Source organism: Auritidibacter sp. NML120636, assembly GCF_003185945.1.
GTDB classification, from domain to species: domain Bacteria; phylum Actinomycetota; class Actinomycetes; order Actinomycetales; family Micrococcaceae; genus Auritidibacter; species Auritidibacter ignavus.
The window spans coordinates 164,886-181,737 of record NZ_QHLO01000002.1; the positions used below are offsets into that span (position 1 = coordinate 164,886).

The 16,852-nt window shown below is 62.1% G+C and carries 15 protein-coding genes; all 15 read left to right on the top strand.

Going from position 1 to position 16,852, the window contains the following annotated elements; genetic code table 11:
* Nucleotides 1-4 precede the first annotated feature (4 nt).
* The 15 genes from ruvX (at nt 5) to pyrF (ending at nt 16,849) form a co-directional block, all read left to right on the top strand.
* Nucleotides 5-574 (top strand): Holliday junction resolvase RuvX, encoded by a 570-nt coding sequence (gene ruvX, locus DCC25_RS02555; protein ID WP_233487859.1) that lies wholly within the window; start codon nt 5-7, stop codon nt 572-574.
* Nucleotides 571-2,289 (top strand): endolytic transglycosylase MltG, encoded by a 1,719-nt coding sequence (gene mltG, locus DCC25_RS02560; RefSeq protein ID WP_110100503.1) that lies wholly within the window; start codon nt 571-573, stop codon nt 2,287-2,289. Before ruvX ends, mltG begins: the two co-directional genes overlap by 4 nt.
* Nucleotides 2,286-3,224 (top strand): shikimate dehydrogenase, encoded by a 939-nt coding sequence (locus DCC25_RS02565; protein WP_110100504.1) that lies wholly within the window; start codon nt 2,286-2,288, stop codon nt 3,222-3,224. Before mltG ends, DCC25_RS02565 begins: the two co-directional genes overlap by 4 nt.
* A gap of 92 nt (nt 3,225-3,316) precedes the next feature.
* Entirely contained in the window at nt 3,317-4,561 is a 1,245-nt protein-coding gene (gene aroC, locus DCC25_RS02570) for a chorismate synthase (RefSeq protein WP_110100505.1), read from the top strand.
* On the top strand, nt 4,558-5,100 hold the full coding sequence (locus DCC25_RS02575; protein ID WP_110100506.1) for a shikimate kinase: 543 nt from the start codon (nt 4,558-4,560) through the stop codon (nt 5,098-5,100). The genes aroC and DCC25_RS02575 overlap by 4 nt, the downstream gene beginning before the upstream one ends.
* Before the next feature lie 68 nt (nt 5,101-5,168).
* Nucleotides 5,169-6,389, top strand: a complete 1,221-nt coding sequence (gene aroB / locus DCC25_RS02580) for a 3-dehydroquinate synthase (protein WP_110100507.1) — start codon at nt 5,169-5,171, stop codon at nt 6,387-6,389.
* Between the two features lie 112 nt (nt 6,390-6,501).
* On the top strand, nt 6,502-7,065 hold the full coding sequence (gene efp, locus DCC25_RS02585) for an elongation factor P (protein ID WP_110098522.1): 564 nt from the start codon (nt 6,502-6,504) through the stop codon (nt 7,063-7,065).
* 120 nt (nt 7,066-7,185) lie between these two features.
* On the top strand, nt 7,186-7,602 hold the full coding sequence (gene nusB / locus DCC25_RS02590; RefSeq protein WP_110098422.1) for a transcription antitermination factor NusB: 417 nt from the start codon (nt 7,186-7,188) through the stop codon (nt 7,600-7,602).
* Nucleotides 7,603-7,720: 118 nt separating this feature from the next.
* Nucleotides 7,721-8,332, top strand: coding sequence for a bifunctional pyr operon transcriptional regulator/uracil phosphoribosyltransferase PyrR (pyrR, locus tag DCC25_RS02595; RefSeq protein ID WP_110100508.1), 612 nt, complete (start codon nt 7,721-7,723; stop codon nt 8,330-8,332).
* 2 nt (nt 8,333-8,334) lie between these two features.
* Nucleotides 8,335-9,318 (top strand): aspartate carbamoyltransferase catalytic subunit, encoded by a 984-nt coding sequence (locus DCC25_RS02600; protein ID WP_110100509.1) that lies wholly within the window; start codon nt 8,335-8,337, stop codon nt 9,316-9,318.
* A gap of 7 nt (nt 9,319-9,325) precedes the next feature.
* Entirely contained in the window at nt 9,326-10,711 is a 1,386-nt protein-coding gene (locus DCC25_RS02605; protein ID WP_110100510.1) for a dihydroorotase, read from the top strand.
* A gap of 56 nt (nt 10,712-10,767) precedes the next feature.
* A complete protein-coding gene (locus tag DCC25_RS02610) occupies nt 10,768-11,328 on the top strand; it encodes a hypothetical protein (protein WP_233487861.1) in 561 nt (186 codons plus the stop codon).
* Nucleotides 11,329-11,404: 76 nt separating this feature from the next.
* Complete coding sequence (carA, locus tag DCC25_RS02615) at nt 11,405-12,571, top strand: glutamine-hydrolyzing carbamoyl-phosphate synthase small subunit (RefSeq protein WP_110100511.1); 1,167 nt, start codon at nt 11,405-11,407, stop codon at nt 12,569-12,571.
* Between the two features lie 22 nt (nt 12,572-12,593).
* The gene (carB, locus tag DCC25_RS02620) at nt 12,594-15,908 is read left to right on the top strand and encodes a carbamoyl-phosphate synthase large subunit (RefSeq protein WP_110100512.1); all 3,315 of its coding nucleotides are present in this window, start codon (nt 12,594-12,596) and stop codon (nt 15,906-15,908) included.
* Between the two features lie 8 nt (nt 15,909-15,916).
* On the top strand, nt 15,917-16,849 hold the full coding sequence (gene pyrF / locus DCC25_RS02625; protein WP_110100513.1) for an orotidine-5'-phosphate decarboxylase: 933 nt from the start codon (nt 15,917-15,919) through the stop codon (nt 16,847-16,849).
* The last annotated feature ends 3 nt before the right edge of the window (nt 16,850-16,852 follow it).

The following is a 16,852-nucleotide window of genomic DNA, read 5'->3' on the forward strand; positions in this document are numbered from 1 at the left end:
CGTTATGACCCCTGCCGCTTACGGAGAGTCCACCCCACCGATGTCCGACACGCACAGCACCGTTACCCGCGGAGTTCGCCTCGCGGTCGACGTCGGGCGCGCCCGCGTCGGACTGGCCGCCAGCGATCCCGACGGGATTATGGCTCACCCGGTGAAGACCCTGCGTCGAGATTTCAACGGTTCCGGGGGTGATCAGCGCTACATATACTCGGTCGCCAGAGACCGGGAAGCGACCGTGGTGTATGTGGGAGACCCGATCAACTTACACGGTCAATCCACTGCCTCCACCGCTGACGCTGAAGACTACGCTCAGGGACTTGCTGATACACTTGCCGCGAGCGCCGAATGTGCCCACGTGCAGGTTTTCCTGGTTGACGAGCGGCTTTCCACGGTCCTTGCCTCCCAATCACTCCATCAGGCGGGACGCTCCGCCCGCTCTCAGCGGTCGGTTATTGACCAGGCCGCAGCTGTGGAAATCCTGGAACACGCCCTGACCGTGGAGAAACGCGATGGACAACGGGCAGGACGTCGCGTGGTTCCGGCACCCGAACAAGCAACGGAAGGACAGTCATGACGGATGAACAATCCGCCGGTACCGGCTCACCTTCCGAACAGCGACCGATGACGCGTCGGGAACGTCGCGAACGGGAGCAAGCAGCCGAGCTGGCACGACGTGCGCAACAGGTACGCGCTGATGCCTCGGAAGACGGTGTCGCCACCACTCCGGAACAGACCACCCAAACCGCCCAGGCTTATAACAAGGCTGAGGGTGGTACACAGACTGACGAGCCAGCGCCGATGACGCGACGGCAACGCTGGGCCGCTCTCAGAGCCGCCTCGGCGGCCGATGAGGACCTCTCTGGGAACGCTCCGGCCCCGGTCCCGGCCACCGAGCACGCCTCCGAGCCTGACCATGACCGAGCAGAGCCCGAGCACAATACCTCCCAACCCACCCACTACGAGGCAGATCAGAACCAAGACCTGGGCGACTTGGACCCGTTGCCACAGGACGGACGGCAATATCCCGGCTTCGACGCTGAGGAATCCGACCATGATCATGCCGATGATGACGAAGACGAGGAACTCGAGGCACTGGGGTATCTCACCGTGGCCGACGGCTCCGGAAAGTACACCGTGGTGAACGAAGAAAAAGCCGCCGAGCGTGCCAAGCGCCGGCGTCGCCGATACCTCGTGCTGGCGGCAAGTTTCGTGGTATTTGTGGGACTGCTGGCCGTGGTCGGTATCGGACTGCGTCAGCTGATCCCTGGCACCAATGCCGACTACGAGGGACCCGGAGGAGAACCGGTGACCTTTACCGTGAACCCCGGTGAGGGTCCCATTGTGATCGGAGACCGACTGGTGGAAGAAGACATCGTCGCCTCCACCGGGGCCTTTACCGACGCGCTCGACGAAGCCCAAAGCGTTCAAGATATTCAGCCTGGCGACTACGAGATGAAACGCCAAATGTCAGCCTCCGAGGCAGCAGACAGGCTGTTAGGCATTGGAGACCCCGGGGTGAACTATGTCGCAGTCAATTCCGGGACCCGCATCGATGCGGTCTATGAATCCATCGCCGATGCCACCCAGTACTCGGTGGAAGAGGTTGAAGAAGCCGCTACTGACCCCACCGCTTACGGGCTACCCGAACAGGCCGAGAGCCTGGAAGGTTATATCGCCACCGGCGAGTACCGTTTTGACGTGGATGCTAGCCCCGAAGAAATCTTGCAGTTGATGATCGAGCCCACCATGGAAGAGTTCGACCGGCTGGGCATCACCGATGAGGACGACCAATTCGACCTGGTCACCATCGCCTCGATCCTGCAGGCAGAAGCTCGCACCGATGACTTCCAGACCGTCTCGGGCATCATCCGTAACCGGCTGGATCCATCCAACCCCGAAACCGCCGGCTACCTGCAGATTGATGCCACGGTGATCTACGGGCTGGGCACCCAGTCTCTGCAGTTTACGGCAGAAGACCGTGAGGATGCGTCCAACGAGTACAACACCTACGCCCACCGCGGGTTGCCACCGGGGCCGATTGGTTCCCCGTCGCTGGAAGCTCTCGATGCGGCGGCAGAGCCAGAGGACAACGACTACTACTACTGGGTGACCGTCAACATTGAGACTGGGGAAACCAAATTCGCCGCCACTCTGGAAGAACACAACGAGAACGTCGACGAATACCGCCAGTACTGTCAGGACAACCCCGAGATGTGTGGTGGCGGATCCAACGACGACCCCAGTGCCCCGAGCACAGACGGCGAATCAGTCGATAACGGTGCGCAGTGACCACTCGTAGCGCACCGAGCCAGGCCGCCGTATTGGGGCACCCGATAGACCATTCGCTCTCCCCGGTCCTGCACCAGGCCGCCTACCGCGCCCTGGGGCTAGCAATTGAGTACACCCGGGCCGATGTCGACCTCGACCAGGTGGAGACCTTCTACCGAGACCGGCGCCACGAATTGACGACCGGCCACACCCGCTGGCTGGGGTTTTCGGTGACGATGCCGCTGAAACCGGCCCTCGTGCCACTGATGGATCAGCTCTCTGATCGGGTGCGGCGCTTGGGCGTGCTGAACACGGTGGTACTCGACGCCAGCGGACAGGCAACCGGATATAACACCGACTGCGACGGCATCGTCCGGGCGCTGATGCGGGCAGAGACGCCGGCCTCGTCGACGCTGGGCATTATTGGTGGCGGAGGCACCGCCGCGGCGGCCATTGAAGCTGCACAGCTCATGGGCGTCACCGGGGTGGAGCTCTTGGTCCGCAACCAGGCCAAAACTGAACCCCAACGCAAGCTCGCTACCGATCTGGGATTGGCCGCTGAGATAGACTCGATCGCCTCCGGGCTGACGAAACTGGACCGCTACCGCTACGTGATCTCCACCCTCCCACCCGGAGCAGCTAGCGAATTTGCTCACAGCCTGTCGGGTTACACCTGGCTACCACCCCTGCTGGATGTAGCTTATGACCCCTGGCCCTCCCAGCTGGCCCTCGTTTGGCATCGCAATGGTGGACAGGTGATCTCCGGTGTGGAGATGTTACTCTACCAAGCCGTCGAACAAGTCAAGCTGTTGACTGCCGAGCTCCGTGCCGAACATGAGGCAAGACAAGCTACCAGCTCCCACCAGGCAGAACCCGACTGGGATGCGGTCACTGTGGCCATGGCCGAAGCGATCGGTTTAACACCACGACCGCCGAAAGACTCGAGGGTGATTTAGGCTGGTAGGTAGTCCGCACCGGCGCGAGGTGACCTGGGGCACCACCAAGGTTCCTCGCGTTGCACCCCCTGAATTTGAAGGACGTTAAAGATATGTTGCGATGGCTCACCGCAGGTGAATCCCATGGCTCGGGACTGGTTGGCATTATCGACGGCCTGCCGGCAGGTATTGAGATCACCACCGCCGATATCCAGGATGCCCTGGCACGGCGTCGACTGGGATACGGCCGTGGCGCCCGCATGAAATTTGAAAAGGACCAGGTCACCCTCATCGGCGGTGTCCGTCACGGCCTCACCCTCGGTTCCCCGGTGGCCATTCACATTGCCAACACCGAATGGCCGAAATGGGAAAAAGTCATGAACCCCGATCCGGTGGACCCTGCCGAGCTCGACGGTCTGGCCCGCAACGCCGCGCTGACCCGGCCGCGTCCGGGACACGCCGATATGGCTGGAATGCAGAAGTACGGTTTTGACGAATCCCGCCCGCTACTGGAACGTGCCTCGGCGCGCGAAACCGCCACCCGGGTCGCCCTGGGGCGCGTTGCCCAACACTTCTTGGCCCAGCTGGGCATTCGCACCGTCTCCCACACCGTCTCGATCTCCACGGTCTTTGTGCCCGAGGACGCCGAACTCCCGACCCCCGACGACGTGCACCGGTTGGACGAGGACCCGTTGCGTTGCACCGACCCGGAGACCTCCCAGCGCATGGTGGAGATCATCGACTCGGCCAAAAAGGACGGTCAAACCCTGGGTGGCACCGTGGAGGTGTTGGTCTACCATGCCCCGGTCGGGCTGGGTAGCCATGTGCACTGGGATCGCCGACTGGATGCCAAACTTTCAGCGGCGCTGATGGGCATTCAGGCCATCAAAGGTGTCGAAGTTGGCGATGGTTTCACCACCGCCACCCGCCTAGGTGGTCAAGCCCACGACGAAATCATCCGCACCGAGGACAACACCGTGGCACGTCGCACCAACCGTGCCGGTGGTATTGAAGCCGGAATGTCCAACGGAGAGATCATTCGCGTCCGGGCCGCGATGAAACCAATCTCCACGGTTCCCCGGGCCCTGGACACCGTGGACGTGGCCACCGGAGAAACCACCAAGGCCCATCACCAGCGCTCCGATGTCGCTGCGGTACCGGCCGCCGGTGTGGTCGCAGAAGCGATGGTGGCCCTGGTCTTGGCCGAAGCGGTGCTGGAGAAATTCGGCGGTGACTCGATCGCTGAAGTCCAGCGGAACCTCAACGCCTATCTGGACTCTCTGGCCCCGCTACCCACCCTGCAGACCAATACCGGCGGGGCTACGTCAGCTGACCACATGGGAGATCCGATCCAGTGAGTTCACACACCCGCGGTCAACCCATTGCCCTGGTGGGTCCGATGGGATCGGGAAAATCCTCCCTTGCCCCAGTATTAGCCGCAGAACTGGGCTATGACCACGTCGATACCGATGAGCTGTTCGCTCACCAGCACGGCCCCATCCCCGAGTTTTTCCGTGTCCACGGTGAACCCGGTTTTCGCGACGCCGAAGCGCAGGTAGTCGCCGAAGCCCTCACCGGAAAACAGCAAACGGTGATCTCTTTGGGTGGGGGAGCGGTGTTGCGAGACACCACCCGCGACTTCCTAGTCGAGCACTGCTACGTGATCTATCTGCAGGTCTCCACCCGGGAGGCCCTGCGTCGGCTCGATGACGGGCAGGGGCGACCGATGCTAGAGAATAACCCGGCCGAGACGTGGGAACAGATCGCCACCGAACGCGACCGGCTCTACCGCAGCGTCGCAGATCAGGTCGTTGATACCACTGCAGATAGTCCTCGTCAACTCGCCGGAAAGATCGCCCGGCGGTATCGTCGAGCAGAAAAAACCCACGACCATTAGACTCGATAAAACAGTACTCAATGGCCCGGACAAGAACCCCGGGCCGCACGTGAGGATGAATATCGATCATGACCGATCAACAACCACAGACTGATCCCACCACCGAGCGAACTCCGCAGACACCACCCGCGTCGGCACCGGCTGGCGCCGACGCGGGTGTGGTGGCCGAGGACGTTCAGGCCCGCGAAGAGCACGACGAACCCAGCGTGATACCGGTCGCCGGGGGCTCGGAATACCTCAGCGAAGGTGGTTATGACGTCGTGGTGGGTCGTGGTTTGCTCTCGCAATTACCCGAGATGTTGGGTACCCAGGTCCGCAAGGTACTAGTGGTCCACCCACGGGCCCTGCGCGCCACCGGAGATGTGGTCAAAGAAGATCTTGATCAGGCCGGGTTTAACGCCATCACCGCCGAAATCCCCGACGCCGAAGAAGGCAAGCACATCCAGGTTGCGGCCTTTTGCTGGCAGGTGCTCGGCCAAAACGAATTTACGCGCTCGGATGCGATCGTCTCCGTCGGCGGGGGAGCGGTCTCCGATGTGGCCGGATTTATCGCCGCCACCTGGTTACGTGGCGTGAACGTGGTGCACATGCCCACCACGCTGTTGGGAATGGTCGATGCCGCCGTGGGCGGTAAGACCGGCATTAACACTGCCGAGGGTAAAAACCTGGTGGGTGCCTTCCACCCCCCGGTGGGCGTTCTGGCCGACCTCGACACGTTGCTCACCCTGCCCAAGAATGAGCTAATCTCTGGTCTGGCTGAAGTGGTCAAATGCGGGTTCATTGCCGATGAACACATTCTGGATCTGATCGAAGCCGAACCTGAACAAGCCACCAATCCGCACTCGGCGGCGCTGCGGGAACTGATTGAACGCGCCATCCGCGTGAAATCCGTGGTGGTTTCCCAGGACTTGAAGGAATCCGGAATCCGCGAGATTCTCAACTACGGCCATACCCTAGGCCACGCCATTGAGCTGGCCGAACGTTACCAGTACCGCCACGGTGCTGCGGTGTCGATCGGGATGGCATTCGCTGCCGAGCTGGCCCGCTCGGTGGGCAAACTCGATGACGCCACCGCCGAACGACACTTCAGCGTTCTTGGTGCTCTGGGGCTGCCGACCTCCTACCGCGGCGACCGCTGGGCGGCCCTGCTGGATGGCATCAAACGCGATAAGAAGAACCGTGGCGATCAGCTACGCTTCGTGCTTCTGGAAGGCCAAGGTCGGCCCATCACCTACGATGTTCCCGATGAGTCACTATTGTTCGCCGCCTATCAGGAAATCGCCGACTAAGGTACCGGAACCGACGAACAGCACGAACAGGCCTGCGCAAAGGCGTTACACTGTTAGAGGTCATCTTTCCCAACGTTCATCAACCGAAGTGAGGTTATAACGGCGCATGGTCATGCTCACCAGTAACGATATTAAAAACGGCTCGGTGATCTCCCTGGACGGACAACTGTGGAACGTCCAGGAGTTCCAGCACGTCAAACCCGGCAAGGGTGGCGCCTTCGTGCGGACCAAGATCAAAAACCTCACCAGCGGTAAGACCATCGATAAGACCTTCAACGCCGGGGCTAAAGTTGAGTTCGCTACCGTGGACCGCTCGGACTACCAGTTTTTGTACCGCGACGGTGACGAGTTTGTCTTCATGGACAACACCACGTTCGACCAGATCATCGTCCCCGAGTCCGTGGTCGGCGATGCAGCCAACTACCTGTTGGAAAATGAGACCGTGACCATCGCGATCTCCGACGGCACCCCGCTGTACCTGGACATGCCGGCCTCGGTGGTCCTGGAAATCACCTACACCGAACCCGGGTTGCAGGGCGACCGCTCCTCGGCCGGTACCAAGCCGGCCACCCTGGAAACCGGTTACGTGGTGCAGGTTCCGCTGTTCGTGGAGCAGGGTACCAAGGTCAAGGTTGACACCCGCAACGGTGAATACCAGGGTCGCGTCACCGACTAAGACTTCTCTTGTCGAGACACCCACCCGGTGCTGAGCGGCCCACCGTCGCACGGCAGGGTGGGTGCAGTCATCTCAGATACTGTGCCGACCGTTAAATCATCAGAAGGACCAGGACAACACGTGAGAACCTCCTCGCGAGGACGGGCCAGACGACGCGCCGTCGAGATCATTTTTGAAGCCGAACAACGCCACTCCACACCCTTGGCCGCGTTGCAGGCGCGCCGGCAATACACCGACCAAATCATCAACCCCTATACCGCCGAAATCGTCGACGGGGTCATTACCGAATACGACCGCATTGATGAGATTTTGGCCACCTACACCCAAGGGTGGAGCATGGACCGGATGCCGGCCTTCGACCGGGCTACCCTGCGCGTGGGGACCTGGGAGCTGCTGTTCAACGACGATGTTCCCGACGCGGTGGCCGTTTCGGAGGCCACCACCATCGCCAAAGAGTACTCCACCGATGAGTCTCCGGATTTCGTCAACGGTCTGCTGGGACGAATTCAGCAGGTCAAACCTACCCTGGTGCTCTAACACGATGCGCTCGGGCCGGTGAACGATCGTGCTAGAGTTGACCAGTGGAAACCGCCCCGAACCAACCGGTTGGGGACATCCTTTAAAGACCGTCCTGTGAGGCGGGAAAGGAGACACGGTGGGAGATTTTGTCGAACCCAAAAACCCCGCCTCCCGGCTCGCCCGGGTGGTAGCCAACGCGGCCGATATTGACCGGGCGTTAACCCGAATGGCCCATGAAATTTTGGAATCGAATCACGGTAGCGATCAGCTCGTGGTGCTCGGTATTCCCCGGCGAGGCGTTCCACTAGCCCACCGAATTTCCGAAAAAATCGCCGGAATCGACCCGGACTTCGATGCCACCGAACGCACCGGAACCCTGGATATCACCCTGTACCGGGACGATCTGCGCACCCAGGCCTCCCGGATCCCAGTCCCGACCTCGCTACCGCGTAACGGCATCGATGATGCGGTCGTGGTCTTGGTCGATGACGTACTATTTTCCGGACGCACCGTACGAGCCGGACTTGATGCCCTATCTGATATTGGTCGCCCGGCCGCTGTGCGCCTGGCCGTACTGGTCGACCGTGGCCACCGGCAACTGCCCATCCGCGCCGACCATGTCGGCAAAAACCTGCCCACCTCCACGGCAGAACGCGTCAGTGTCTGGCTGGAAGACGTCGATGGCACCGAGCACGAAGACTGCGTGATCATCTCCGATACCGTCGTGACCGCAACGGGGGTGCGGTGATCATGCGACACCTTTTGTCCACCCAGGATCTGTGCTTCCAAGACGCCCTGCACATCCTCGATACCGCCGAAGAAATGGCCGGGGTCAAAGACCGTCAGGTGAAAAAGCTTCCCGCTTTGCGCGGACGCACCGTGGTGAACCTCTTCTTTGAAGATTCCACCCGGACAAGGATCTCCTTTGAAGCAGCCGCTAAACGGCTCAGCGCTGATGTGCTGAACTTCTCCGCACGGGGTTCTTCGGTGTCCAAAGGAGAGTCCCTGCGCGATACCGTCCAAACCTTGGAAGCCACCGGCGCTGACGCGATCGTGATGCGCCACTGGGCATCCGGTGCCGCCCACCAACTGGCTGAATCTGGCTGGTGCTCCTCCCCGGTGGTCAATGCCGGCGATGGCACCCACGAGCACCCCACCCAAGCGTTGCTCGATGCCTTTTCGATGCGCCACCGCTTCGCCTTCCGCGACGGGGCCGACCCGGCCACCGCCCCGCCGGTGGGTCAGGATTTGACCGGCCGACACGTGGTGATTGTCGGAGACATTCTGCATTCTCGAGTGGCTCGCTCCAATGTGTGGCTACTCAACACCCTCGGGGCGCGCGTGACCCTGGCTGGACCGGCTACTCTGATGCCTCTGGGGGCCGAGTCCTGGCCGTGCGAGGTCACCTACGACCTCGACGAAGCCCTGGCCACCGAGCCGGATGCGGTGATGATGTTGCGGATTCAGCAGGAACGGATGCACCAGTCGTTTTTCCCCTCCACCGCCGAGTACACCCGCGGGTGGGGGCTGACGTCTGAACGGCTGAGCCGGCTGGAGGACACCGAAGCGATCATCATGCACCCGGGACCGATGAACCGCGGGCTGGAAATCTCCTCCACCGCGGCCGATTCGCCACGGAACACCGTGCTCGAACAGGTCGCCAACGGGGTCTCAATCCGTATGGCCGTGCTGTACCTGATCTTGGCTGCTGAGAACCCCGGAAAGGACGGTTGAGCCAACCATGTCATCGACCACCCTGATTCGCCAGGCCACCATGCCCAACGGGCAGGTCTCCGACCTGCTGATCCGCGACGGCATCCTGGTCGCCACCGGTCAGGACGTGACCTGCGCCCACGATTCTCAGCCCGCCCCGGAGGAAACCACCACCTGTGACGCCACCGGGATGGTCGTGCTCCCGGGGTTGGTGGATCTGCACACCCACTTACGCGAGCCCGGTAAAGAAGATGCTGAAACCGTCGAGACCGGCACCCGGGCGGCCGCCAAGGGTGGGTTTACCGCGGTCCATGCGATGGCTAACTCCACCCCGGTGGCCGATACCGCCGGGGTGGTCGAACAGGTCTGGGCCCTGGGTCGCGCCGCTGGTTGGTGCGATGTACACCCGGTCGGTGCCGTCACCGTGGGGTTGGCTGGCGAACAATTGGCTGAGCTGTCTGCTATGCATGCCTCCCAAGCCCAGGTGAGTATGTTCTCCGATGACGGGCACTGCGTGTGGGATCCGCTGGTGATGCGCCGGGCCTTAGAATACGTGAAATCCTTCAACGGGTTCATCGCCCAGCACGCCCAAGAACCCCGGCTGACCGAGGGTGCGCAGATGAACGAATCGAGCCTGTCCAGCACCCTGGGACTGGCCGGATGGCCGGCTGTGGCGGAAGAATCCATCATCGCCCGCGACGCGTTGTTGGCCCATCACTTGGGCTCCCGGCTACACATCTGCCACGTCTCGACCGCCGGGTCGGTGGAAATCATCCGTTGGGCCAAAGCCCAAGGGATCGACATCACCGCCGAGGTCACCCCGCACCACCTGCTGCTCACCGAAGACTTGGTGGCCACCTATAATCCGGTGTTCAAAGTCAACCCGCCGCTACGCCGGGAGTCCGATGTGCTGGCGCTACGGGCCGGACTCGCCGATGGCACCATCGACACCATTGGCACCGACCACGCCCCGCACACCGCCGAAGCCAAAGAATGCGAATGGCCGGTGGCCGCGATGGGCATGACCGGGCTCGAAACGGCCCTCTCGGTGGTCCAACACGCCATGATTGACACCGGAACCTGTGACTGGAATCGGATCGCCCACGCGTTTTCAGCCGCCCCGGCCCGCATCGCCGGGGACTGCGACCAAGGCCACATCAGCCCCGAGGGCGAGCTACGCACCGGGGTGGTGGCCAACCTGGTCCTCTACGACCCTGACACCACCTTTACCGTGGACCCGACCGAACACGTATCCAAATCCAGCAACACGCCCTACCGCGGCATGGAGCTACCTGGCAGTGTGCGCCACGTGTTTTACCGGGGCCACCAGGTGGTGGCCGAGGGCCAGTTGGCGACCCCGAACCCGCACGTTCAGGCCGGCCGCCGGCAAACCCCGGCGCACCCAGTCGACTAGTGATCTCGCCAAGCCACTGATACTGCCCACCCGCTACGAGGAGAAAGAACCACAGCGTGTCACCTTTTGTCACCGTCATGGCCACCAATGCCGAGGCCGAATCAGATACCGGGGCCTACCTGGTGATCATTCTGTTGACTCTGGGCCTGATCGGACTGGTGGTGCTGGGACTGTGGTTCGGGTGGCGCGCGCGGCGACGCCGGCAAGTCAATATCCCGGCCCCACTACCGGTGCCCGACCGACTGTTAGCCACCGAGCCACTAGCTCAAGCCCAGGGCATATATGTCAGCACCGTGCGTGGTGAAGACTGGCTGGATCGGGTGGCCGTGCATGGTCTGGGGATCCGGACCCGCGCCCAGTGCGAGGTCCACCCTCTGGGCGTGGTGCTGTTGCTGGAAGGCTCCCCAAACTTTGTGATTCCGTTCCGAGATATCACCCAGATCAGTACCAGTTCCGGGATGGTCGGCAAGTTCGTGGAAAAAGACGGACTGATCACCATCGGATGGAATCTGGGGCAGATCCCGGTGACCACCGGGTTCCGAACCCGCAACAGTGCAGACCAACACACGCTCCTGGAGACGATGCACCAGACCAGCCAGCAGCGCCAACCAGAGTAAAGCCCACCACCGTCGCGTCGTTTGTGTCGAGTCGTTCGCGTCGAGAAATGTGTAGCAGGAAGCGAGAAACCCAACCGTGAGCCTTACAGATACCGCACCAGCAGTGCTCGTCTTAGCAGACGGCACCACCTTCACCGGACGGTCCTACGGAGCCGTCGGGACCACCCTGGGAGAAGCCATCTTCACCACCGGCATGACCGGGTACCAAGAGGTGCTCACCGACCCCTCGTGCACCCGTCAGATTGTGGTCCATTCCTCCCCGCACATCGGCAATACCGGGGCCAACGACGAAGACTTCGAATCCGAACGCTACTGGTGCGCCGGCCTGGTGGTTCGTGAGCCCTCCCGCGTGGTATCCTCCTGGCGGGCCACCCGGTCACTGGAAGATGACCTGGTGGCCAACGACATTGTGGGCATCCAAGGCGTCGATACCCGAGCGCTGGTGCGCCGGTTGCGCACTGTCGGAGTGATGAACGCCGGCATCTTCTCCGGCGAGTCCGCCCACGCACCACTGGAACAGCTCATCAGCCAGGTCACAGACCAACCGTCGATGAAGGGCCTGAGCCTGATCGACGGGGTCACCACTGAGAAAGCCTACTCGGTGGGACCGGCCGACTACGGCTACGACAACATCGAGGAAACCTACCGGGTCGCCGTGCTGGATCTGGGCGTCAAAGCCGCCACACTGCGCCAGCTGGCCATGCGCGGAATCCGCCTCGAGGTGCTTCCGGCCAACACGAGCCTGCAGACCATTGTCGAGCTGGACCCCGACGGCGTGTTCTACTCCAACGGACCTGGCGACCCGGCCACCGCTGACGAGCAGGTCGCCACCCTGCGTAAGCTACTCACGAAGCGGATTCCGTTCTTCGGTATCTGCTTCGGCCACCAGCTTTTCGGTCGCGCGCTGGGCTTTGACACCTATAAGTTGCCGTTCGGTCACCGTGGGCCCAACCAGCCGGTGCTGGAAGAAGCCACCGGCAAAACCCTGATCACCACCCAAAACCACGGGTTCGCCGTTGACGCACCCCGCGGCCAGGCTCAGCGCGCACCAGAAGCCGCCTACGGGGCGGTTAAAGTCTCCTACTACTCCCTGAACGACCAGGTCGTGGAAGGACTCACTGCCTGTGATCTGCCGGCCTTCTCGGTCCAATTCCACCCCGAAGCCGCCGCCGGACCCCACGACTCGCACCCGCTGTTCGACCACTTCACCGAACTGATGGATGCCTACCGCGCCACCCGCTAAGCGCCAAGGAGAAAGAACTCTCATGCCCAAACGCACTGATCTGCACTCAGTTCTCGTCATCGGTTCCGGTCCGATCGTGATCGGCCAGGCCGCAGAATTCGACTACTCCGGAACCCAGGCCATCCGGGTGCTGAAAGACGAAGGAATCCGGGTCATCCTGGTCAACTCCAACCCAGCGACCATCATGACTGACCCGCAATTGGCTGATGCCACCTACGTGGAACCCATCACCCCCGAAGTGGTCGCCAAAATCATTGCCGCCGAACGCCCCGACGCGGTGCTACCCACCTTGGGCGGACAGACCGCGCTGAACACCGCCATCGCGCTGGATCAAAACGGGGTGCTGGCCGAATATAACGTGGAACTGATCGGGGCCAATATTGACGCCATCGAGCTGGGCGAAAACCGTGAAGAATTCAAAGGCGTGGTGGAACGTTGCGGTGCCGAGTCCGCCCGCTCGCAGATTGTGCACTCCATGGACGAAGCCCTGGCAGCCGCCGAGCACCTGGGGTATCCCATGGTGGTGCGCCCCTCATTCACCATGGGCGGACTGGGCTCCGGGCTGGCCTATAACGAAGAAGACCTGCACCGCATTGCCGGTGCCGGCTTGCAGTACTCACCCACCAACGAGGTGCTACTGGAAGAATCCATCCTGGGCTGGAAAGAATTCGAATTCGAGATGATGCGTGACTCGGCCGATAACGTGGTCGCGGTCTGCTCGATTGAGAACTTCGACCCGGTCGGCGTACACACCGGTGACTCCATCACCGTCGCCCCCGCGCTGACCCTCACCGACCGCGAATTCCAAAAGATGCGCGATATCTCGATCGCCATCATCCGCGAGGTCGGAGTCGATACCGGTGGCTGTAACATCCAGTTTGCCGTCAACCCCACCAACGGCCGGATCGTGGTCATCGAGATGAACCCGCGCGTCTCCCGTTCCTCAGCGCTAGCCTCTAAGGCCACCGGGTACCCGATCGCTAAGATCGCCACCAAGCTCTCGCTGGGCTACACCCTGGACGAGATCCCCAACGACATCACCCAGAAGACCCCGGCAGCTTTTGAGCCGATGCTGGACTACGTTGTCGTGAAGGTCCCGCGGTTTGCCTTCGAGAAATTCCCGGCCGCCGACCCAACCCTGACCACCACGATGAAGGCCGTCGGCGAGGTGATGTCGCTGGGACGCAACTTCGCCGAAGCCCTGCAGAAGGCCCTGCGGTCTCTGGAACAGTCCGGGGCAGAACTGGACTTCACCGTGCCCGACGCGCACGAAGTTGCGGAGCTGATCGAGGCCGCCAAGACTCCCACCGTTGACCGCCTAGGCCAGGTCCAGCGCGCCCTGCTGGGTGGGGCCACCGTCGAGCAACTATATGAGGCCACCGGGATTGACCCGTGGTTCCTCGACCAGCTGGTGTTGCTCAACGAGGTGGCCGGCGAGGTCCGTCAGGCACCGGAACTGAACGAGTCCGTGTTGAGCCGGGCAAAACGCCACGGCTTCTCGGATGCCCAGATCGGCCAGCTACGCCACCTGGACCCGGCCGTGGTGCGCGGTGTCCGCCACGCACTCGGTATTCGTCCGGTGTATAAGACCGTCGACACCTGTGCCGGTGAATTCGAGGCCTACACGCCGTATCACTACTCCAGCTATGACGCCGAAACCGAAGTCGCCGACCACGAGCGTGCCTCGGTGATTATTCTGGGGTCAGGCCCGAACCGGATCGGTCAGGGTGTGGAATTCGACTACTCGTGTGTGCACGCCACCATGGCGCTAGAAGCCTCCGGGTACGACACGGTCATGGTCAACTGCAACCCGGAAACCGTCTCGACCGACTACGACATCTCCGACCGGCTCTACTTTGAGCCGCTGACCCTGGAGGACGTGTTGGAGATTATTCACGCCGAAGAAGCCTCCGGGGGAGTCGCCGGTGTGTTCGTGCAGCTGGGCGGTCAAACCCCGCTCAAGCTCGCCCAAGAACTCGCCGATGCTGGGGTGACCATTTTGGGCACCAGCCCGTATGCGATCAACCTGGCCGAAGACCGTGGCGCGTTCTCTCAGGTGCTGGATGAGGCCGGCCTGATCTCGCCGAAGAACGGCACCGCGGTGAGCTTCACCGACGCCAAGAAGGTCGCCGATGAGATCGGTTACCCGGTACTGGTCCGGCCCTCCTACGTACTGGGTGGACGCGGGATGGAAATCGTCTACGACGAGGCCTCGCTGTCCAGCTACATCGACAACGCCACCGAGATCACCCCCGAGCACCCGATGTTGGTCGATAAATTCCTTGACGACGCCATCGAAATTGACGTCGACGCGCTCTACGACGGCACCGAGATGTATCTGGGCGGGATCATGGAACACATCGAAGAGGCCGGTATTCACTCCGGTGACTCCGCCTGTGTGCTCCCACCGCGCACCCTGGCCCGTGACGTGCTGGAGCGGGTCAAAGATGCCACCGAAGCCATCGCCGAGGGTGTGGGCGTCCGTGGGCTGATCAATATCCAGTTCGCCCTGGCAGCCGATGTGCTGTATGTGATTGAGGCCAACCCCCGGGCCTCACGGACCGTGCCGTTTGTGTCCAAAGCCACCGGCGTGCAACTGGCCAAAGCCGCGGCATTGATCGGGGTGGGCAAGACCATCGCTGAGCTGAAAGCTCATGGTGATCTCCCCACCGCCTACGACGGCGCCTCGATGCCGATCAACGCTGCGGTGGCGGTCAAGGAAGCCGTGTTGCCCTTTACCCGGTTCCGTACTCCCGAAGGGCGCGTGGTGGATGCATTGTTGGGCCCGGAAATGCGTTCCACCGGTGAAGTGATGGGGATCGACCGATACTTCGACACCTCCTACGCCAAGGCCCAAACCGCAGCCGGAGGCCCATTGCCCACTCAGGGTCGGGTCTTCATCTCGGTGGCCAACCGCGATAAGCGCGGTGTCGTCCCGTATGCCAAGTCGCTGGTGGACATGGGCTTTACCCTGGTCTCCACCGGAGGCACCGCCGATGTGCTGGCCCGCAACGGCATCACCACCGAGGTGGTCGCCAAGATCACCGATCAGTCTGGTGATACAGATACTGGAGATGCCCGGGCCGAAACCATCTTGGACCAGATCGAAGACGGACGCGTAGATTTGGTGCTTAACACTCCCTCGGGGGGCAATGCTCGCGGTGATGGCTACGAGATCCGGGCGGCTGCCACCAGTCGTGGCATCCCGATCATTACCACCCTGGAATCCTTCGGGGCGGCCCTGCAGGCGATCGATGCCCAGCGCGAATTCGTCTGGGATGTCACCAGCCTGCAGGTCCACGATGAGAACCTGCACCGGGCGATCAACGAGAACTGAGCATCACCATGACAGACCCGTCCCAGACCACCCACACCACCCCTCCGGCAGCCCGCCAGCCGTTCGGACAACGGCTGGCCGCCACGATGGCCGAGCGCGGTCAGCTGTGTCTTGGCATCGACCCGCACCCAGAACTGATGCAGGATTGGGGGCTACCGGTCGATGTCAACGGAGTAGAGCATTTCAGTCGAACGGTGATCGAGGTCGCCCACGACTACACCAATGACCCACACCAAGCAGGTGGGGTGGCCGTGCTGAAACCCCAGGTAGCCTTCTACGAACGCTACGGTTCAGCCGGCTTCGCGGTGCTGGAAACGGTGTTGGCCGAAGCCCGCGAAGCGGGGATCCTCACCATCGCTGATGCCAAACGCGGAGATATCGGTTCCACCATGGCCGGTTACGCTAACGGATGGCTCGCCGACGGCTCCGCCTTGGCAGCCGATGCACTCACCCTCAGCCCGTATCTCGGCTACGAGTCACTCCGACCCGCTATTGAACTGGCCCGGCGCCATCACCGTGGCGTGTTCGTCTTGGGGCTGACCTCCAATCCCGAGGGAGCACAAGTTCAGCACCGGGGAGGGCCCGAAAACTCTGTCGCCCGGACAATTATTGATAGGGTAAGTCGTGACAACAAAAGTGAGATACGACATACTGGGGCGCCGGTCATGGGATCCGTTGGACTCGTTATTGGCGCCACAGTGGCCTCTCGGACTCGAGAGCTGGGGATTGACCTGTCGGATACCCAGGCACCGTTGCTCGCACCGGGTTTCGGCGCACAGGGAGCCGGGGTGGACGATGTGGTCACGGGTTTCGGTCGAGCCTGGCCCCAGGTGCTCGTGAATTCCTCTCGAGGGATTCTCCGGGCCGGTCCCCAGCGATCGGGCATCCAGGAGGCAATTGAGAACACGCTGTGTTCTTTAGCTAGGGTGCACATCGCCTAGGGT